Source organism: Streptomyces sp. NPDC020422, from assembly GCF_044386705.1.
Classification (GTDB): domain Bacteria; phylum Actinomycetota; class Actinomycetes; order Streptomycetales; family Streptomycetaceae; genus Streptomyces.
In genome coordinates, this window is record NZ_JBIRVJ010000002.1 from 416,357 (window position 1) to 435,618 (window position 19,262).

General features: G+C 75.8%; 12 protein-coding genes. 11 read left to right on the forward strand and 1 reads right to left on the reverse strand.

Going from position 1 to position 19,262, the window contains the following annotated elements; translation table 11 throughout:
- The first annotated feature begins 107 nt into the window (after positions 1 to 107).
- From ACH414_RS05955 to ACH414_RS05985, 7 genes are all read left to right on the forward strand, one after another.
- Entirely contained in the window at positions 108 to 1,544 is a 1,437-nt protein-coding gene (locus ACH414_RS05955) for a hypothetical protein (RefSeq protein WP_398940879.1), read from the forward strand.
- Between the two features lie 11 nt (positions 1,545 to 1,555).
- On the forward strand, positions 1,556 to 2,644 hold the full coding sequence (locus tag ACH414_RS05960; protein ID WP_382535271.1) for a transporter substrate-binding domain-containing protein: 1,089 nt from the start codon (positions 1,556 to 1,558) through the stop codon (positions 2,642 to 2,644).
- Between the two features lie 15 nt (positions 2,645 to 2,659).
- Positions 2,660 to 3,937 (forward strand): hypothetical protein, encoded by a 1,278-nt coding sequence (locus ACH414_RS05965; RefSeq protein ID WP_386564339.1) that lies wholly within the window; start codon positions 2,660 to 2,662, stop codon positions 3,935 to 3,937.
- Positions 3,938 to 3,996: 59 nt separating this feature from the next.
- Positions 3,997 to 6,417: a tetratricopeptide repeat protein gene (locus ACH414_RS05970; protein WP_398941125.1), complete on the forward strand. Its 2,421-nt coding sequence runs from the start codon at positions 3,997 to 3,999 to the stop codon at positions 6,415 to 6,417.
- 2 nt (positions 6,418 to 6,419) lie between these two features.
- Positions 6,420 to 7,727: a PP2C family serine/threonine-protein phosphatase gene (locus tag ACH414_RS05975; protein WP_386564802.1), complete on the forward strand. Its 1,308-nt coding sequence runs from the start codon at positions 6,420 to 6,422 to the stop codon at positions 7,725 to 7,727.
- Between the two features lie 124 nt (positions 7,728 to 7,851).
- A complete protein-coding gene (locus tag ACH414_RS05980) occupies positions 7,852 to 9,222 on the forward strand; it encodes a VWA domain-containing protein (protein ID WP_391769062.1) in 1,371 nt (456 codons plus the stop codon).
- Positions 9,223 to 9,290: 68 nt separating this feature from the next.
- A complete protein-coding gene (locus ACH414_RS05985; protein ID WP_398940882.1) occupies positions 9,291 to 10,499 on the forward strand; it encodes an FHA domain-containing protein in 1,209 nt (402 codons plus the stop codon).
- A 19-nt stretch (positions 10,500 to 10,518) separates the two neighbouring features.
- Here the strand turns inward: ACH414_RS05985 and ACH414_RS05990 are convergent, their stop codons facing one another.
- Positions 10,519 to 11,490 carry a methyltransferase domain-containing protein gene (locus ACH414_RS05990; protein ID WP_398940884.1) on the reverse strand — a complete coding sequence of 324 codons (972 nt, stop codon included), beginning with the start codon at positions 11,488 to 11,490 and terminating at the stop codon, positions 10,519 to 10,521.
- A gap of 97 nt (positions 11,491 to 11,587) precedes the next feature.
- Here ACH414_RS05990 and ACH414_RS05995 point away from each other — a divergent pair, with 97 nt between their 5' ends.
- The 4 genes from ACH414_RS05995 to ACH414_RS06010 all read left to right on the forward strand — a co-directional run bounded on the left by ACH414_RS05995 (position 11,588) and on the right by ACH414_RS06010 (position 19,245).
- Complete coding sequence (locus ACH414_RS05995; protein ID WP_382535288.1) at positions 11,588 to 11,992, forward strand: globin; 405 nt, start codon at positions 11,588 to 11,590, stop codon at positions 11,990 to 11,992.
- A gap of 154 nt (positions 11,993 to 12,146) precedes the next feature.
- Complete coding sequence (locus ACH414_RS06000; protein ID WP_398940885.1) at positions 12,147 to 15,467, forward strand: FtsX-like permease family protein; 3,321 nt, start codon at positions 12,147 to 12,149, stop codon at positions 15,465 to 15,467.
- A 38-nt stretch (positions 15,468 to 15,505) separates the two neighbouring features.
- A complete protein-coding gene (locus ACH414_RS06005) occupies positions 15,506 to 18,295 on the forward strand; it encodes an FtsX-like permease family protein (RefSeq protein ID WP_398940887.1) in 2,790 nt (929 codons plus the stop codon).
- A complete protein-coding gene (locus ACH414_RS06010; protein ID WP_398940889.1) occupies positions 18,292 to 19,245 on the forward strand; it encodes an ABC transporter ATP-binding protein in 954 nt (317 codons plus the stop codon). The genes ACH414_RS06005 and ACH414_RS06010 overlap by 4 nt, the downstream gene beginning before the upstream one ends.
- Positions 19,246 to 19,262: the final 17 nt, after the last annotated feature.

A 19,262-nucleotide genomic window follows, 5' to 3' on the forward strand; every position in this document is an offset into this window, starting at 1 on the left:
AGTCAATCCCGGTGTGCGGGCGAGTCGCTGCGGCCATACTGCTGGCCGGGTAGTCCGCCGCCCGACCGGCAGGACAGGTCGACGTCTCAGACCGAGGGGGAGGTCACGTGACACACCCGCCGAACGCGCCCGCCGCCTCGGCGGCGCGGGGCACCACGAGCGCGCCCGCGCGGCCGGGTTCCGGCCTGCCCGCGCAGGCGGGGCCCGGCCTCCCGGCCGAGGTCCCGCCGCCCGCCGCGCCCGGCGCCTGGGCGCAGGGCCGCGAGCTGCTGCGCCGTGCCGCCACGACGGAGCCCGGCCGGCTGCGTGTCCTCGGCGCCGTCCTCGCGCTGCTCGTCGTCGCCTTCGGGGCCGTCACGGCCTTCGAGGTCGCCGACCGGGCCTCCTACGCGGACGACGTGGTGGGCCGCAGCCAGCCGCTGAGCGCGGACGCCGCCGACATCTACCGCTCGCTCGCCGACGCGGACGCCACCGCCGCGAGCGGGTTCCTCGCCGGGCCGCAGGAGTCCGAGCAGATCCGCAAGCGGTACGCGGACGACGTCACCACCGCCTCCCGGCTCCTGGTGAAGGCCGCCGCCAGCACGGACGCCGCCGGCGACTCGGCCCGCGAACTCGCCACGCTCAGCGAGCACCTGCCCCGCTACACGGGCCTGGTCGAGCGCGCCCGCGCGGCCAACCGGCAGGGCCTGCCGCTCGGCGGCGCCTATCTGCGCTACGCGAACCAGACGATGGCCCAGGAGCTGCTGCCCGCCGCCGAGCGCCTGTACGCGGCGGAGACCCGGCGACTGCACGAGGACGACGACGCGGCCCGCGTCTGGCCGTTCCTGTCGCTCGCACTCGGCGTGCTCGCGCTCGGCGTGCTGGTCTGGGCCCAGCGCCACACCTACGCGAGGACCAACCGGGTGTTCAACCGCGGGCTGCTCGGCGCGACCGCCGCCTGCGTGGTCGCCCTGATGTGGCTGCTCGCCGGTCAGGGCCTCGCCCGCGCGGGGCTCGACGACGCCCGGGCGCACGGACAGGACTCGCTCCAGGTGCTCAACGAGGCCCGGATCAGCTCCCTGAAGGCCCGCGCCAGCGAGAACCTGACGGTGGTGGCGCGCGGCGCCGTCCTCACCGAGGACGGCAAGCGCGACAAGTACGAGGCGGACTACACGCAGAGCGTGGCCGCCCTGACCGCCGCCCTCGACGCGGCGACCCGGCTCGCCGACGACGAGGAGGGCCGCGGCCCGCTCACCGAGGCGGCCGCCCGCACCGGCGAGTGGCGCGAACGGCACGCCCGGGCCCGGGAGAAGGACGACGCGGGCGACTTCGACGGCGCCATGAAGGGGATCATCGACCCCACCGGGTCGACCGGCCAGTCCTTCGACCAGGTCGACGCGGCCCTCGGCCGGGCCCTCGGGCACGAGCAGGACGAGTTCACCCGGGCCGCCGAGGGCGGCCGGGACGCACTGACCGGGCTGCCGCTGGGCGCGGCCGTGCTCGGCGTGCTCGGCGCGGCGTGCGCCGTGACGGGGGTCAACCGCAGACTGTCGGAGTACCGGTGAGAGGGGGCGGAATGCCGGACGGCGTCGAGCACACGAGCCCGGCGGGCCGCACCGCCGGACGCCTGCGCGGCTGGGGCGGGGTCGCGGCCATGGCCGTGGCCTGCGCGCTGACCGCCTCCGCGGCCCTGCTGTCGCTGCCGCACGCCAACCCCGAGGCCGCCCCGTCGGCCACGGTCACCGGGCCGGGCGTGGGGCGCGGGGTGCAGGTCAGGGCGGAGAGCACCGAGACCACGGCGAGCTGCGAGAGCCCGGAGGCCTCGCTGACACCGTCCGGGGTCGACGGCCCCGCCGTGAGCGCCATCAAGAAGCGCGGCAAGCTGATCGTGGGCGTCGACCAGAACAGCTACCGCTGGGGCTACCGCACGCCCGCCACCACGGAGATGGTGGACGGCCGCAAGACCACGACCCCCGGCCGGCTCGTCGGCTTCGACATCGACCTGGCCCGGGCCATCGCCAAGGACATCCTCGGCAGCGAGGACGCCATCGTCTTCCGCACCATCCCGACCAACCAGCGGATCGCCGCCCTGGAGAGCCGCAAGGTCGACCTCGTGGTCCGCACGATGACCATCAACTGCAAGCGCATCCAGCAGGTCGCCTTCTCCACCGCCTACTTCCAGGTCGGGCAGCAGATCCTCGCCCCCAAGGACTCGGAGATCACCGGCTACGACGCCTCGCTCAGCGGCAAGCGGGTGTGCACCGCCGAGGGCTCCACGGCCTACGAGGCCCTGGAGGAGAAGTCGTTCGGCGCGGTCTTCAAGGACGTCGGCGACGGCACCAAGGACGACCCGGACCAGCTGACCGTCCCCAACCAGCTGGACTGCCTGGCCCGGCTGCAGATGGGCGAGGTCGACGCGGTCCTCACGGACAACGCGCTGGCCGCGGGCCAGGCCGCCCAGGACCCGGCCGTCGAGCTCAAGGGGAAGCCCTTCACCACCGAGTACTACGGAGTGGCCGCGCGGCTCGGCGACGACGACCTGGTGCGCCGGGTCAACCAGGTCCTCGTGCGCTACCGCCAGGGCCCCTGGCAGGCGGCGTACGACACATGGCTCAAGGACGACCTGCCCGGCATAGCCGGGCCGCCCGCACCCAAGTACAAGTAGAGCGAGAGGTGATCGATGGGCGTCACGGGACCCCCTGGTCCGGTAATGGACCGGGACGAGGTGGACCGTGCGCTGGCGCGGCTCGGCGCGGAGCACAAGGCGGTCGAGGACTCGCTCCTCGCCCTCCAGGACCACGCCGGACGCAGACTCCTCGAAGGCGCCGAGCTGACCGGGACGACCCGGGACCGCTGGCAGTCCACCGAGCGCACGATCACCCTGCTCTGGACGTACTTCGACGCGTACACCGCCGCCCTGCACGACGCCCGTGAGGTGCGCGCGCGACGCCGCTGGCCCGGCCGGGAGGAGCTCGCCGAGCTGACCGACCGGCTGCGCGGCGAGAGCGTGCACGTCTCCGGCGGGGCGCGGGAACAGGCCGTGCTGTCCGAGCGGTTCACCCTCGAACAGCTGGTGCAGCGGATGAACGAGCTGTACGCGGCCTCGCTCGACGTGGTGGTCACCGCCGACGCCGTCTGGTCGGCGCTGCCCGCGCGGATAGACCTGCTCGCCGCCGAGCTGGGCCGCACCCGGTCCCTCGCCCACTCCGTCGGGGTGCGGCCCGGGGAGCACCCGGCCGGCGACGAGCTGGAGTCGATCACGGCCGAGCTGACCGAGCTGCGCTCCCAGGTCGTCTCCGACCCGCTGGCCTTCTGGCAGCCCGCGGCGGGCAGTTCGGCCCCCGGCGGGGGCCGACCGGACACCGGGCGGTACGACCGGGCGGCCCGGGCCCTGGAGGACATCCGGCGGGAGATCGAGGCGGTGCTCCAGGTCCGGCAGGACTCGGAGGACCGGCTGCTGCGGCTGCGGGACGTGCTGTCCCGGGCCGACCGCACGCTCGCGGAGGCCCGCGCCGCCCGCGGCGAGGTCCTCGCGAAGATCGCCGCCTCGGAGGTGCCGGCCGTCAGCGGGCCGCCGACGGCCCTGCAGGAACGCCTGGTCGCGGCGGCCGAGTACCGCAGGCACGCGCAGTGGCACCGGCTCTCCCCGCTCCTGGACGCCCTGGAGCAGGAGGCGGAGGACGAACTGCTGCGCGCCCGCGAGTCGTTGACCGCGGTGACCGCGCCGCTGGCCGTCCGCGCCGAGCTGCGCGGCCGGCTCGACGCGTACAAGGCGAAGGTGGCCCGGCTCGGCGCGGCGGAGGACCCGCTGCTGGTCGAGCGGTACGACGCGGCCCGCCGGATGCTGTGGAGCGCCCCGTGCGACCTGCGGGCCGCCGAGCAGGCCGTGCTGCGCTACCAGCACGCGGCGGCCGACGTGCTGTCGGGGCCGAGGGACGACAGGGGGAGTCAGTGGTGAGCGGGGAGACCCAGGTGAGCAGCTGTCAGCGCCCCTCGTGCGAGGGCTCGTACGAGGACATGGGCGGCGGCGAGCTGTACTGCGACACCTGCGGCCTCGCCCCCGTCGTCGCGCCGGGAGGGCTCCTGGCGTCCACGCCGACGGGGATGGCGGTGGCCGCGAAGGGCTCCGAGTCGGCCCGGTCGGGCTCGCGCGCCTCCTCCCGTGCCTCCTCGCGCTCCTCGCGCTCCTCGACGTCCCGCCGCTCCGTCTCCGGGCGCCTCTCGCGTTCGCTGTCCGGGCGGAGCACCGGGCGTTCGGTGTCGGTGCGCAGCTCCGGCTCGTCCGGCGGGCAGTCCGGCCGCGGCCGGCTCGGCGCGGGCCTGGTGACGGTGCCGGAGGTGCCCCGCCCCGACCCGCGGGCCGCGGTGATGGCGAACCCCGAGGTGCCCGAGCGGAAGCGATTCTGCTCGCGCTCCGACTGCGGTGCGCCGGTGGGCCGATCGCGCGGCGACCGGCCGGGCCGCACCGAGGGCTTCTGCACCAAGTGCGGCCACCCGTACTCCTTCGTGCCGAAGCTGCGCGGCGGGGACGTGGTGCACGGGCAGTACGAGGTCGTGGGCTGCCTCGCGCACGGCGGCCTCGGCTGGATCTACCTCGCGGTCGACAGGGCGGTCTCCGACCGCTGGGTGGTCCTCAAGGGCCTCCTCGACACCGGCGACCAGGACGCCATGGCGGCGGCGATCTCCGAGCGCCGCTTCCTCGCCGAGATCGAACACTCCAACATCGTCCGCATCTACAACTTCGTCGAGCACCTCGACCCGCGCACCGGCTCCCTGGACGGCTACATCGTCATGGAGTACGTGGGCGGCAAGTCCCTCAAGGAGATCGCCAACGACCGCCGCACCCCCGACGGGCGGCGCGACCCGCTGCCCGTCGAGCAGGCCTGCGCGTACGGCATCGAGGCCCTGGAGGCGCTCGGGCACCTGCACAGCCGCAACCTGCTGTACTGCGACTTCAAGGTCGACAACGCGATCCAGACCGAGGACCAGCTGAAGCTCATCGACATGGGCGCCGTCCGGCGGATGGACGACGACGAGTCGGCGATCTACGGCACCGTCGGCTACCAGGCGCCCGAGGTCGCCGAGGTCGGCCCTTCGGTGGCCAGCGACCTGTACACGGTGGCGCGCACCCTGGCCGTGCTCACCTTCGACTTCCAGGGCTACACGAACGTGTTCGTGGACTCGCTGCCCGAGCCGGACGGCATCGAGGTGCTGCGCACCTACGAGTCGTTCTACCGCCTGCTCGTGCGGGCCACCGATCCGGACCCGGGTCGCCGGTTCGCCTCCGCGCAGGAGATGGCCGAGCAGCTGACGGGCGTGCTGCGGGAGGTCGTCGCCCTCCAGTCGGGCCGGCCGCGCCCGGCCCTGTCGACGCTGTTCGGGGCGGAGACCCGGGTCACGGACACCGAGCTGTTCGAGGAGCAGACGGACGACGTGTCGGTGCTCGGTGCCCGGGAGACCGGGCGCCGGCGCAAGGCGCTGCCCACGTCCGTCGCCGGACGCGGCGGAAGCTTCCTGCGCCCGCTCGACGTGCCGGCGACGGCGCTGGCGCTGCCGGTGCCGCGGGTGGACCCGGGCGACCCCAACGCCGGCTTCCTCGCCGGTCTGCTGGCCGCCGCGCCCGCCGAGCTGATCACCGCGCTGCACGCGGCGCCCGTGCCCTCGCTCGAACTGCGGCTGCGCGAGCTGCGGGCCCGCCTGGAGATGGGCGACGTGGCCTCGGCCGGGCGGGCGCTCGCCACCCTGGAGGAGCAGCACCCGGACGACTGGCGGGTGGTCTGGTACCGGGGCGTCACCTCGCTGGTCACCGGCGACCAGGAGGGCGCGGCGCTCTCCTTCGACGCGATCTACGACGCCTTCCCCGGCGAGCCCGCGCCCAAGCTGGCGCTGGGCATCTGCGCCGAGTTCCTGGGCCAGTTGGACAACGCGGCGGAGTACTACCGCCTGGTGTGGGCGACCGACCCGAGTTACGTCAGCGCCGCGTTCGGCCTGGCCCGGGTGCAGCTGGCGGCCGGCGACCGGGCCGCCGCCGTGCGCACCCTGGAGTCCGTGCCGGAGTCGTCCATCCACTACACGGCCGCCCGGGTCGCCGCCGTGCGGGCCCGGCTGCGCCGCCGGCCCGCGAACGAGCCGCTGGGCGCCGACCTGACGGCCGCGGCCGCACAGGTCTCCGCGCTGCAGGGCTTCGGCCTGGACGCGGTGCGCCGCGAGCGCCTCTCCACGGAGGTGCTCGGCACGGCCCTGGACTGGGTGCTCTCCGGGAGCCCCGGCGCGGGTCCGGACGGCACGCTGCTGCTCGGCAGCGCACTGGACGAGCGCGGACTGCGCTTCGGCCTCGAACGCTCGTACCGGGTGCTCGCCCGGCTCGCCCAGCAGGGCGAGGAGAGGATCGAACTGGTGGAGCGGGCCAACCGTTTCCGCCCCAGGACGTGGGTGTGAGTATGTCCCTGAAGCCCAAGCCCCCGCATCCCCTGGGAACCTGCCCCGAGTGCGCGGAGCCGCTCGAGTCGGGCGACCGGTTCTGCGGGGCCTGCGGATACGACCTGTCGGCGGCGCCCGAGCCCGCCGCGGACCGCCCGACGGTGCCCATCAGCCTGCCGGTGGACTGGCCCGAGCCGCCGCCCCGCGACCCGAACTCGCTGACCACGGCGACCCAGCACCCCGGCGATCTGCCGGGCACCGACTCGGGCGGCCGGGACCTGCCGACGGTCCCGGTGCGCACCGACGGCCTGCCGGAGCCAGCCGCCGCCGCCGCGGCCCCCGCCGAACCGGACGCCGCGGACGGCGACTTCACGCTCGCCGCGCCCGACCCGCGCGCCGCGCTCCGGGCGGAGGGCGACGACCGCAAGGTGTGCGTGGCCTGCCGGACCGGGCGGGTCGACCGCGACGGGTACTGCGAGCACTGCGGGCACGCCCAGCCCCGCGAGCGCGACCACATGGAGCAGGAGCTGCCGACGGTGGCGGCCGTGAGCGACCGCGGGCTGCGCCACCACCGCAACGAGGACGCCTTCGCCGTCTCCTCCACCGCGCTGCCCGACGGCTCCCCCGCCGCGCTCGCCATCGTCTGCGACGGCGTCTCCTCGGCGACCCGCCCCGACGAGGCGTCCAGCGCCGCCGCCTCCGCCGCCGGGGCCTCGCTGCTCGCCGCGCTGCCGCGCGGCACCCACCCGCAACAGGCCATGCACGAGGCGATCGTGGCCGCGGCCGAGGCGGTCAACTCCCTCGCGGAGGAGACCGCCAAGGACCGCGAGCACCAGAACGCCCCGGCCTGCACCATCGTCGGCTCCATCGTGGCGGGCGGGCTGCTCGTCGTCGGCTGGGTCGGCGACAGCCGGGCCTACTGGGTGCCGGACGACCGCACCTCACCGCCGGCCCGGCTCACCGAGGACGACTCCTGGGCGGCGCAGATGGTCGCGGCGGGCCTGATGAACGAGGCCGAGGCGTACGCGGACGAGCGGGCGCACGCCATCACCGGCTGGCTCGGCGCCGACGCGTACGAACTGGAGCCGCACACCGCCTCGTTCAAACCGGACCGCCCCGGCGTGGTCGTGGTCTGCACCGACGGCCTGTGGAACTACGCGGAGGGCGCCGAGGACATGGCCCGGGTCGTGCCGCCGGACGCCGCCGGGCGCCCGCTGCACGGCGCGCAGGTCCTGGTCGGCCACGCCCTCGACGGCGGCGGCCACGACAACGTCACGGTGGCGCTGCTGCCGTTCGCGGTCCCGTCCCCGGGGGCAGGATCGGCCTGACCAGGATCGGTCCGACCAGGATCGGTCCGACCAGGATCGGCCTGAGACCGAGGCCGCACCCCTTCCGTTCCCGACTCCGACCTTCCCTCCACCCCACCTCCGTGAGCCGAGGAGCCGCATCACCATGGCCAACTTCGCCAAGCCCACCGGGCCGACCTCGTCCGCCGGCCCGACCGGCCCGACCGGGTCCGCCGGGCCGCAGTTCTCGGTGGACGTCTACCAGAACGAGTTCCTGCCCGAGGGCGGCCGGGACGTCAACGCCATCGTCACCGTCACCTCCACCGGCGGCGGCACCACCGGCGGGGCCCGGCCGGCCGCCGGAAGCTCCGCCGCCGTCGTGCTGATGCTCGACTGCTCCGGCTCGATGGACTACCCGGCGACCAAGATGCGCGGGGCGCGCGAGGCGGCGGCCGCCGCGATCGACACCCTGCGCGACGGCACCTCCTTCGCCCTCGTCGCCGGCACCCACCTGGCCCGGGAGGTCTACCCGGGCAACGGGCGGCTCGCCGTCGCCGACGCCCGCACCCGGGCCGAGGCCAAGGAGGCCCTGCGCGGACTGAGCGCCGGCGGCGGCACCGCCATCGGCACCTGGCTGCGCCTCGCCGCCGGGCTGCTCGCCTCGGCCGACGTGCCGATCCGGCACGGCATCCTGCTCACCGACGGGCGCAACGAGCACGAGTCCCCGGAGGACCTGCGGGCCGCCCTCGACTCCTGCGCCGGCCGCTTCACCTGCGACGCGCGCGGGGTGGGCACCGACTGGGAGGTCAAGGAGGTCACCGGCATCGCCTCGGCGCTGCTCGGCACGGCCGACATCGTCGCCGATCCGGCCGGTCTCGCCGGGGACTTCACCGCGATGATGGAGCACGCCATGGGCAAGGAGGTCGCGGACGTCGCGCTGCGCCTGTGGACCCCGGTCGGCGTGGAGATCGGCTTCGTGAAGCAGGTCGCGCCGACGGTCGACGACCTGACCGGCCGGCGCACCGAGGCGGGCCCGCGCGCCGGGGACTACCCGACCGGGTCCTGGGGCGACGAGTCCCGCGACTACCACGTCTCCGTCCGGGTCCCGCAGGCCGCGGTCGGGCAGGAGATGCTGGCCGCCCGGGTCTCGCTGATCGTCCCCGACCCGGCGGGCGGCACGCCGACGACCCTGTCCCAAGGGCTGGTACGGGCGGTGTGGACGGACGACATGGCGATGTCCACGTCGATCAACCCTCAGGTCGCCCACTACACCGGGCAGGCCGAGCTCGCCGACGCGATCCAGGAGGGCCTGGACGCGCGCAAATCGGGCGATTACGACGGAGCGACGGCCAAGCTGGGACGCGCGGTGCAGCTCGCCGCGGCCTCCGGCAACGCCGATACGGCGAAACTGCTTTCGAAGGTGGTGGACGTGGTCGACGCGGCGACGGGTACTGTGCGGTTGAAGGCGAAGGTCGCGGAAGCGGACGAGATGACTCTCGAGACGCGCTCCACCAAGACCGTTCGCGTGAAGAAGTAGCGCTCGACACGGCACGACACAGCACGACACACGCTCCACAAGGGACGACGAGAGGGGGAAGCGCCGACATGCCGACCTGCCCGAACGGACACCAGTCGGTCTCCGACGACTGGTGCGAGGTCTGCGGCCATCGCATGGCCGCTGCGGGTGCGCCGACAGGTGCCGTACCGCCGCCTCCCCCGCCGCCGCCGCCCGCGTACGGATATCCCGGCCCGGGTGGCCCCGGCGGCCCGGGTGGCCCCGGAGGCCACGGCGGTCCCGGTGGTCACGGCGGTCCCGGGGGTTACGACCCGAACGCGACCGCCCAGGCCGAGCTGTGCCCGCAGTGCCGCACCCCGCGCGAGCACATGGCGCCGTTCTGCGAGGAGTGCCGCTGGAACTTCCTCACCAACACGGCCACCTCCTACACACCGATCGCGCCGCAGCCCCAGCAGGGCCAGCCGCAGGGACCCCCGCAGGGTCCGCCGCCCGGCCTGAACCTGCCGCCGGGCTTCCAGTCGCCGCCGATGCCCCCGCCGCCGCACCCGGACCCCTACGAGTACCAGGGCTCGCGCCCCTCGCAGGTGAACCGTCCGGCCGAGCCGCTGGGCGCCGACCCGACGCACCTCCAGACGCCGCCGCGTCCGCCGCAGCAGCCGCAGCCGCAGCACCAGCAGCAGGCCTTCCCGCCGGCGCCGCCGCAGCCGCGGGCCGACGACGACTGGATGATCTCCCCGCCGTCGCAGCCGGGGCCCCCGCCACCGCCGCCCGCGCCCGGTCCGCCGCCTCCGCCCGCGCCCGTACCCCCGACCGGTCCGGCGCCGCAGGCCCGGGCCCCGCAGGCTCCGGCCCCGCAGGGCCCGCCGCCGCAGTTCCAGCAGCCGCGGCCGCCCATGGGCTGGACCGCGGTGATCGGCCCCGACCGCGACTACTTCATGGCGATGATGCAGCGCAGCGGGCCGGAGGCCACGGGGCTCAACCTGCCCGCGTACTCCCCCGAGCAGCACATCCAGCTCCAGGGCAACCAGATCAGCATCGGCCGGCGCCGGCACTCCACCGGCGAGTCGCCCGACATCGACCTGTCGGTGCCGCCGGAGGACCCGGGCGTCTCGCACCAGCACGCGGTGCTCGTGCAGCAGCCGGACGGCTCCTGGGCGGTGGTGGACCAGAACTCCACCAACGGCACCACGATCAACGGCTCCGCCGACCCGATCCAGCCCTATGTGCCGGTGCAGCTCCAGGACGGCGACCGGGTGCACGTCGGCGCCTGGACGACGATCAGCATCCGGCGCGGCTGACCCCCGCCGAGGACGGGTCCTAGAGCTCCGGCAGCGGCCAGGCGTACGCCCCCTCGGGGTCGTCCAGCCAGGCCCACTGCCGGCCGCCGCTCACCGTCACCCCGAAGCGCTCCCGCTCCGGCCGCCGTTCGCGCTGCCAGAGCGAGAGCGCTTCGCGGCCTTCCAGGCCCGCCGCCGCCAGCGTCGACAGGAAGCGGAAGCCCTCGTCCTCGTACACCCGCCGCGGCACCCCGGTCGTCCGCGGGTGCGGCGCCGGGGCGCTGCCGCCGCGCAGGGCGACGAAGTACGCCGAGGTGGGCAGGAAGCGCCCCTCGGCATGGGCGCGGTCGGCGACCCGCAGCAGGATGAGGCCGGTGGACAGCGGGGCGAGGACGAGGGCGTCCGGCCGGCACTGGGCGAGCCAGGAGTACGGGACGGAGGGCACCGCGCAGGTGGCCACGATCCGGTCGTAGGGGGCGCGCTCGGGGCAGCCGCGGGCGCCGTCGCCGGTGAGCACGGCGGGCCGGTACCCGGCGGCGGCGAGATGGGTGCGGGCCGACTCGGCGATCTCCTCGTCGAGGTCGACGGTGGTGACGTGCCGCTCGCCGAGCCGGTGGCAGAGCAGGGCCGCGTTGTAGCCGGTGCCCGAGCCGATCTCCAGGACGTCGTGGCCGTCGCGGACGTCGAGGGCTTCGAGCATCCGCGCCATGAGGGAGGGCTGGCTCGCGGAGGAGACGAGCTCCCCGTCCCTGACCCGGGTGGCCAGGGCGCCGTCCCGGTAGGCGCCGCGCAGCCAGCGGGTGCGCCGGACGGGGTCGGGGTCGCCGGACCACAGGCGCTCGTAGCCCCCGGGCCCGGAGGCGGGGACGTAGTAGAAGGGCACGAAGAGGTGGCGCGGCACCCACGCGAAGGCGTCCCGCCAGGCGGGGTCGCGCAGGGCGCCGTACGCCTCGATCTCGCGCACGAGCGCCCGGCGCGCCCGCGCCGCCTCCTCGGCGAACATGTCGGGCATGGCTCCACTGTGCTTCCGGGGGTGCGGTTCCGGCCACCGTTGGCCGGCCGGTCCTAAGCCTCCGGTCCTCCGCCGGGGCATCTGAGACGATGGAACGGTGAACGAGATTCCGCGCGGCACGCTTCAGGAGCAGACCTTCTACGAGCAGGTGGGTGGCGAGGAGACCTTCCGGCGCCTGGTCCGCCGCTTCTACCAGGGCGTCGCGGAGGACCCGCTGCTCCGGCCGATGTACCCGGAGGAGGACCTCGGCCCCGCGGAGGAGCGGCTCGCGCTCTTCCTCATGCAGTACTGGGGCGGCCCCCGCACGTACAGCGACCACCGCGGCCACCCCCGGCTGCGGATGCGGCACGCCCCGTTCACGGTCGACCGGGCGGCGCACGACGCGTGGCTGCGGCACATGCGGGACGCGGTGGACGAGCTGGGGCTCGAGCCGGAGCACGAGGCGCAGTTGTGGCGGTATCTGACCTACGCGGCCGCCTCGATGGTCAACACCGCGGAGTAGCCCGCCTCGGACCGACACATTCCGGTGACGGAACCCCGAATAACGGTCACGATCGCATCAAGGTGCCCACGAAAGCGGTTTCCAGGAGCAGTCCGCTCTGAAAGCATCCGATGAACGTTCGAAACTGAACGATCACGGGGTTTCAGGGGGATGGGTGACGGGCTTCGTACTTCTGCGCGTCAGGGCACACCGGCTGCTGCTCGCCGCGGCACTGCTCGCGGTCCTGCTCACCACCTCGGTCCTCGCCACCCTCGCCGCCTTCTCCGGCTCCATCGGCGACGCGGCGCTCCAGGGCACCCTCCAGGGCCGCTCCGCCCCCGCCGCCGCCCTGGTCGTCACCGGCCAGGTCCCGGCCGGCAAGCGCGCGAGCGCCGACGCGGCCGTCCACGAGGGGGCCCGCGCGACCTTCGACGGGCTTCCGGTGACCGTACGGAAGCTGGAGCGCTCCGGGCCGTACGCGCTGCCCCGCTCGCTCCAGCCCCCGGCCGCGCGCACAGGCGACCCCGACCTCACCTACTTCGCCCTCCTCGACCGCTCCCGGACCTCCCTGGTCCGCGGCGCCTGGCCGAAGGCCACCGGCCGCGGGGACGCCGTCGAGGCCGCCGTCCCCGAAGAGGCCGCCAGAATCCTGAAGATCGCCCCCGGCACGGTCCTCGACCTCACCGACCGGCTCGGCGGCAAGCCCCTCAAGGCCCGGATCACCGGCGTCTACCGGCCCACCGACACCGCCGACCTGTACTGGCAGCTCGACCAGGCCGTCGGCCGCGGGGTCAAGACCGTCGTCTTCACCACGTACGGCCCGCTGGTCGCCGACCCCTCCGCGCTCGCCTCCGGGCGGGTCACCACCGGCGGCACCTCCTGGCTCGCCGCCGCCGACTACACCGGCATCACCACCGACCGCATGGGCGCCCTGCACGCCGCCGCGACCACGGGCCCCGGGCGGCTGGCCGCCGACACCGGCGCCTTCGGCACCACGGTCAGCGCCTACACCTCGCTGCCCACCGTCCTGGAGCAGACCGACCGCGCCCTGCTCGTCTCCCGCTCCACCCTGAGCATCGTCGCCGTCCAGCTGGTGCTGCTCGCCGCCTACGCGCTGCTCCTGGTCGCCCGGCTGCTCAGCACCGAACGCTCCGGCGAGACGGAGCTGCTGCGCGCCCGCGGCGCCTCCCGGCGCCGGATCGCCTCCCTCGCCGCCGTCGAGGCGCTGCTCCTGGCCGTGCCCGCCGCCATCGCCGCCCCGCTGCTCTCCGGGCCGCTGACCCGGCTCTTCGCCGACCGGTCCGCGCTCGACGCGCTCGGGGTGCGCCTCGACGCCACCGCCCCGCCCGCCGTGTGGCTGGTCGCCGCCCTGGTCGCCCTGTGCTGCGCCGGCGCCGTCGTGGCGCCCGCGCTCGCCGCCGGGGACGGCGCCGCCGTGTCGCTGCGCAAGGGCCGGGGCGCCGCCCTGCCCGCGCCGGTACGGGCCGGGGCCGACGTCGGACTGCTCGTCGTCGCGGGCGTCGCCTACTGGCAGCTGGACCGGCAGACCGGCGACGGCGCCGGCACCGGCGCGCTCACCGGCGACCGGGCCGGCGGCCTCGGCATCGACCCGCTCCTCGTCGCGGCGCCCGCGCTCGCCCTGCTCGCCGGCACCGTCCTGACCCTGCGGCTGCTGCCGCCCGCCGCCAGGCTGGCCGAGCGGCGCGCGGCCGGCGGCCGCGGGCTGCCCGCCGCGCTCGCGGGCTGGCAGTTCAGCCGCCGCCCGCTGCGCGGCGCGGGCCCGGTGCTGCTGCTCGTGCTCGCGGTGGCGATGGGCATGCTCGCCATCGGGCAGAGCGACTCCTGGGACCGTTCGCAGCGCGACCAGGCCGACTTCCGCACCGGCGCCACCGTACGGGTGCTCGGCGCGGGCCCGGGCGACCCGGCACAGACGGCGCGGATCGCGGCCGTGCCCGGGGTGCGCACGACGGCGCCCGTCCACCGCAGCGGCACCGACATCGGCGGGCGCCTCGCCACCGTGCTCGCCGTGGACACCCGGCAGGCCGGCGACGGCATCCTCTTCCGCCCCGACCTCGCCGCCGGCTCCCCCGCCGACCGGCTCGCCGCCGTCCTGCCCAAGGCCGGGCCCCGGCCCGGGATCGCGCTGCCCGCCGACGCCCGCGCCCTCCGCCTCGACCTGCGGGACACGGCGCCGCCCGGCACCCCGGCCGCCCGGGTCACCGCCGTCCTGGAGGACCGCTACGGCGTCCCGTACCGCCGGCTCCTCGGCACGCTCCCCGCCGACGGGCGCAGCCACCGGCTCGAACTGCCCCTGGCCGAGCTCGGCCAGCCCGAGAACTTCGGCCTGGCCGGCCTGGAGATCGGCGGGCAGTCCCTGTGGGGCGAGGGCGGCGGCTCGCACACCCTCACCGTCGAAGGGCTGACCGCCGAGCGCGCGGCCGGCGCCGGGCAGCCGCTCACCACCGGCTCGGTCCTCTCCTCCTGGGCGGGCGAGTACACGGCCGAGCTCGGCAACGGCGACACCAAGTCCGTCCCGCTCAGCGGCCGTCCCACCGCGACCGCCCTGCTCTCCGTCGCCTTCCACGTCGACGGCGAGCACGACGGCGACACCGGCGGCACCAAGTCGTCCACCCTGACCCTCTCCGCCCCCCGCCCCGCGCCGCCGAAGACGGTCCCGGCGATCGTCACCGACTCCTTCCTCGCCGCCACCAAGGCGAAGCGCGGCGACCGGGTCGACGTCACCTTCAGCGGCTCCACCCTGACCGTGACCATCGCCGAGGTCGTACGGGAGCTGCCCACCACCGGGCCCGGCGCCCGCGCGGTCTCCGCGACCGCCCCCGCCGCCACCCCCGAGGACGCCGGCGCGCTCCTCGTCGACCTGTCCTCGGCGAACCGCGCCCTGTCCTCCACCCCCGGCGCGACCCTGCCGCCCACCGAGTGGTGGCTGACCACCGAGCCCGGCCGGACCGCCGACGTCGCAAGGACCCTGCGGGCCCGCCCCGACGCCGACCCCGCGCTGGTCCTCGTACGGGACGAGGCCGCCGCCGACCTGCTCGGCGACCCGCTCGGCGCCGGCCCCAACTCGGCCCTGATGGCCGTGGCGGTGGCCGCGGCGGCGCTCGCCGCGGTCGGCTTCGCGGTGGGCTCGGCCGGCTCCCTGCGGGAACGCCAGGCCGAGTTCGGGCTGCTGCGGGCGCTCGGCGCGCCCCGCCGCCAGCTGGCCCGGCTCGTCGCCGCCGAGCAGGGCCTCCTCGTCGGCATCGGTCTGCTCGTCGGCGTCGCCCTCGGCACGGTCCTCACCCGGGCGGTCGTCCCCCTGATCGTCCTCACCGGGCAGGCGGAACGCCCCGTACCGGACGTGCTCGTCCAGCTCCCGGTCGGCCATGTCGCCCTGCTGCTGGCCGGAGTGGCCGCGCTGCCCCTGGCGGTCGTCGCCGCGATCGCGCTGCGCCGCACCGACCCGGCCGTGACCCTGCGGACCCAGGGGGACCACTGATGCCGTCCTCCACCCCGACCCGCGGAAAGGCGAACGCCATGTCCCGCAAGCCCGCCCGCGCCGTGGCCCCCTGGGTCCGCACCCGGCTGCGGACCGCCCCGGGGACGGCCCTCGCCTACGGACTGCTCGTCCTGGTGACCGCCTTCCTCGCCGCCGCGCTGCCCCGGAGCGTCGACGCCTACGAGACCGAGGGCATGTGGCACGCGGTCGACTCGGCGCCGCCCCGCCGCACCGTGCTGACGCTGACCACCTCCGTGGCGAGCAGCCTGCCCGCGGAGCGGCAGGCCGCCCAGTACGCGCCGCACCGGCTGCTCCAGACCCGCGACCGGCTCGCCCCCATGCTGCCCCGACCGCTGCGCGCCGACCTCGCCGACTCGGTGTACGGGGTGCACACCACCAAGCGGCTCCCCGCCCTCGACCCGTGGCTGCCGATGCCCGACGGACTGCCGCCCGAGTTCGTCCTCGACACCCCCTCCGACCTCGCCGCCCACTCCACCCTCACCGCCGGCCGCGCGCCCAAGGCCGGCCCCGGCGGGGCCATGGAGGCGGCGGTCACCGCGAAGACCGCCGAGGCGCTGCACCTGAAGGTCGGTTCCGTCGTGCACCTGCCCGGCACCGACGGCGGCGCCAAGCCGGTCACCGTCACCGGCATCGTCGAGCCGCGCCGGGTCGACAGCTCCTACTGGGGCGTCGACCCGACCCTGCACACCCCGCTCTACACCGCCAAGGGCACCACCGAAGTCAAGTGGTACTGGGTGGCCGCCCTCATCGTGGCCCCCGAGAGCGCGCCCGGCCTCGCCGGAACCCTCGGCGAACCCGAGCAGTACTGGCGGTTCGCCCCCTCCGTCGGGCACCTCACCGCCAGGGACGCCGACGACCTCGCCACCGCGCTCGACTCGGCGGCCGGCGGTCCCGACCTGGTGGCCCTGCGCACCGCCCTCGGCCCCAACGGCTCCTTCGCCACCGACCTCGACGAGGTCCTCGCCGACTACACCGGCATGCGGGACGCCATCGCGGCCGTCGTCGCCGTCGCGGCCGTCGGCGTCGGCGCGGTCGCCGCCGTCGTCCTCGCCATGACCGGCGGCCTGTTCACCCCCCGGCGCCACGCCGAACTGGCCCTGCTGCGCGCCCGCGGCGCCTCCCTGACCGGCATCGGCGGACGCCTGCTCGGCGAGACCGCCGCGGTCTGCCTGCCGGCCGCCGCACTCGGGCTGCTGCTCGCCGTGGAGCTCGTCGGCACCGGCGACGGCGCCCGGCTCGCACCCGCCGTCACCGCGGCCGCGGCCGTCGCCCTGCTCTCCGCCCTCGTGCTGCCGGCCCGCGCGATGGTCCTGCACCGCCGGCCCCAGTTGCACGGCGCCCGCGAGGACCTGATCTCGGCCCGGCCCTCGCGCCGCCGCACGGTCGCCGAGCTCACCGTGCTCGTCCTCGCGGCCGGCGCCGTCACCGCGCTGCGCCGCCGCGGCACCGCCCAGGGCTCCGGCGACCTCCTGGTGAGCGGCGCGCCGGTGCTCGTCGGCCTGATCGCCGCGTTCCTGCTCATCCGGCTCTACCCGCTGCCGCTGCGCTGGGCGGCCCGGCCCGCGCGCCGGCTGCGCGGCGCGGTCGGCTTCCTCTCCCTCGCCCGCGCCGGACGCGCCTCGGCGAGCGGCGCGCTGCCGCTGCTGGCCCTGCTGATGGCGCTGACCACGGCCGCGTTCGGCGGCTCGGTGCTCGCCGGCGTCGCCGACGCCCGCGACCGGGCGGCGTACCTGGCGGCCGGAGCGGACGCCCGGGTCACCCACGACGTGGGCTGGACCCCGCTGCCCGCGGGCCTCGCCGACACGGTACGGGACTTCCCCGGGGTGCGTGAGGTGGCACCCGTACAGATCGAGTACGGCCTGGAACTGCCCTCCCGACACGGCACCACCGACAACGGCATGGGCGCCCCGCTGGTCGGCGTCGAGCCCGGCTCGTACGCGCGGCTCGCGGCCCGCAGCGGCTTCGGGCCCTTCGACGCCGGGCTGCTGAAGTCCACCGGCACGGGCGGCCCCGGCAGCGTCGGCGACACCTCGCGGGTGATCCCCGCGATCGCCTCGCCCCGGGTCGCCGAGCGCCTCGGCGAGGGGCCCATGGAGGTCACGGCGGCCGCCGGACGCTTCCATGTGAAGGTGGTCGCCGTGCGCTCCGTCACCCCCGCCCTGCCCGACCAGGACTTCCTCATCGTCAACGCCGCCGACCTCGTCAACCGGGCCCCCACCACGCTGTTCGTCACCGGCGGCCCGGGCGCGGCGCTCGACGGCAAGGGGCTGCGGACCGCGGTCGCCGCGAAGGGCGCGAAGCTCCATGTCGTGCTGCGCACCGAGGAGCGGGCCCGGTTCGTCGACTCGCCGATGCAGACCGGCGCCGAGCGGCTCTACCTCGCCGCGGTCGGCGCGGGCGCCGGCTACGCCGTCCTCGCCGTGCTGCTCTCCCTGCTCCAGGTCGCCCCCGAACGCACCACGCTCCTCGCCAGGCTGCGCACCATGGGCCTGACCCGCGGGCAGGCACGGCGGCTGCTCGTGCTCGAAGCGCTCCCGCAGGCGCTCCTCGCCGCGGTCGGCGGCGTCCTCGTGGGATGGGCGACCATCCTGCTGCTCGCCCCCGGAGTCGACCTGGTCCGGCTCGCGCTGGCCGCCGCGCCCGCGGAGACGCTGGCGCTCGGCGCGGGCCTGCGGGCGGACGTCTGGTCGCTCGGGCTGCCCGCCGCCGGAGTGGTGCTGCTGGCGGGCGCGGCGGCGACGGTGCAGGCCTGGTGGGCCTCGCGCCGGGGCTCGATCAAGGAACTCAGGGCAGGAGAGGCACGATGACGACCTCGACGGGTACCACGACCACGCTCGAAGAGCTGGAGCGGCGGGCGACCGCGCACCGCGACCGGCCCTCGTACGGCCATGACGCGCTCATCGCCTGCGACCGCCTGGTCCGCATCTTCACCACCGACGGGGTGGAGGTGCAGGCGCTGCAGGGCCTCGACCTGCTGGTGAAGGAGGGCGAGCTGATGGCCCTCGTCGGGGCCTCCGGCTCCGGCAAGTCGACCCTGATGAACATCCTGGCCGGCCTCGACGTGCCCACCGCGGGCGCGGCGAAGGTGGCCGGCTGCGACCTGCTCTCCATGGACGGCAAGGCCCGGCTGCGCTACCGGCGCGAGGTGGTCGGCTTCGTGTGGCAGCAGACCGCCCGCAACCTGCTGCCCTACCTGACGGCCGCGCAGAACGTGGCGCTGCCCATGCAGTTGAAGGGCCGCTCGAAGGGGAAGGCGCAGCGGGTCACCGAACTCCTGTCGATGCTCGGCATGGCCGAGATGGCCGACCGGCGCCCGCACCAGCTCTCCGGCGGTCAGCAGCAGCGGGTGGCCATCGCGGTCGCCCTCGCCAACAACCCGTCCGTACTGCTCGCCGACGAGCCGACCGGCGAGCTGGACTCGGCCACCGGCGAACAGGTCTTCGCCGCCTTCCGCCGCGCCAACGAGGAGCTCGGCACCACGATCGTGATCGTCACCCACGACCAGGCGGTCGCCTGCGAGGTGCGCCGCACGGTCGCCATCCGCGACGGCCGCACCTCCTCGGAGGTGCTGCGGCGCACGGAGATCGACGCGGAGGGCCAGGAGTCCCTGGTGGCGCGGGAGTACGCGATGCTCGACCGGGCGGGGCGGCTCCAGCTGCCCGCGGAGTACACCGAGGCGCTGGGCATGGAGCACCGGGTGGCGCTGGAGCTCGAACAGGACCACATCGGGGTGTGGCCGGACGACGCGGCGCGCTGACGAAACCGCTCCGGCCG

Bases quoted from the DNA above. Each gene is read 5' to 3' on its own strand.
- ACH414_RS05980 (WP_391769062.1), top strand. From the start codon at position 7,852: ATGGCCAACTTCGCCAAGCCCACCGGGCCGACCTCGTCCGCCGGCCCG.
- ACH414_RS06010 (WP_398940889.1), top strand. From the start codon at position 18,292: ATGACGACCTCGACGGGTACCACGACCACGCTCGAAGAGCTGGAGCGG.
- ACH414_RS05965 (WP_386564339.1), top strand. From the start codon at position 2,660: ATGGGCGTCACGGGACCCCCTGGTCCGGTAATGGACCGGGACGAGGTG.
- ACH414_RS05985 (WP_398940882.1), top strand. From the start codon at position 9,291: ATGCCGACCTGCCCGAACGGACACCAGTCGGTCTCCGACGACTGGTGC.
- ACH414_RS05960 (WP_382535271.1), top strand. From the start codon at position 1,556: ATGCCGGACGGCGTCGAGCACACGAGCCCGGCGGGCCGCACCGCCGGA.
- ACH414_RS05990 (WP_398940884.1), bottom strand. From the start codon at position 11,490: ATGCCCGACATGTTCGCCGAGGAGGCGGCGCGGGCGCGCCGGGCGCTC.
- ACH414_RS06005 (WP_398940887.1), top strand. From the start codon at position 15,506: ATGTCCCGCAAGCCCGCCCGCGCCGTGGCCCCCTGGGTCCGCACCCGG.
- ACH414_RS05970 (WP_398941125.1), top strand. From the start codon at position 3,997: ATGGGCGGCGGCGAGCTGTACTGCGACACCTGCGGCCTCGCCCCCGTC.
- ACH414_RS05975 (WP_386564802.1), top strand. From the start codon at position 6,420: ATGTCCCTGAAGCCCAAGCCCCCGCATCCCCTGGGAACCTGCCCCGAG.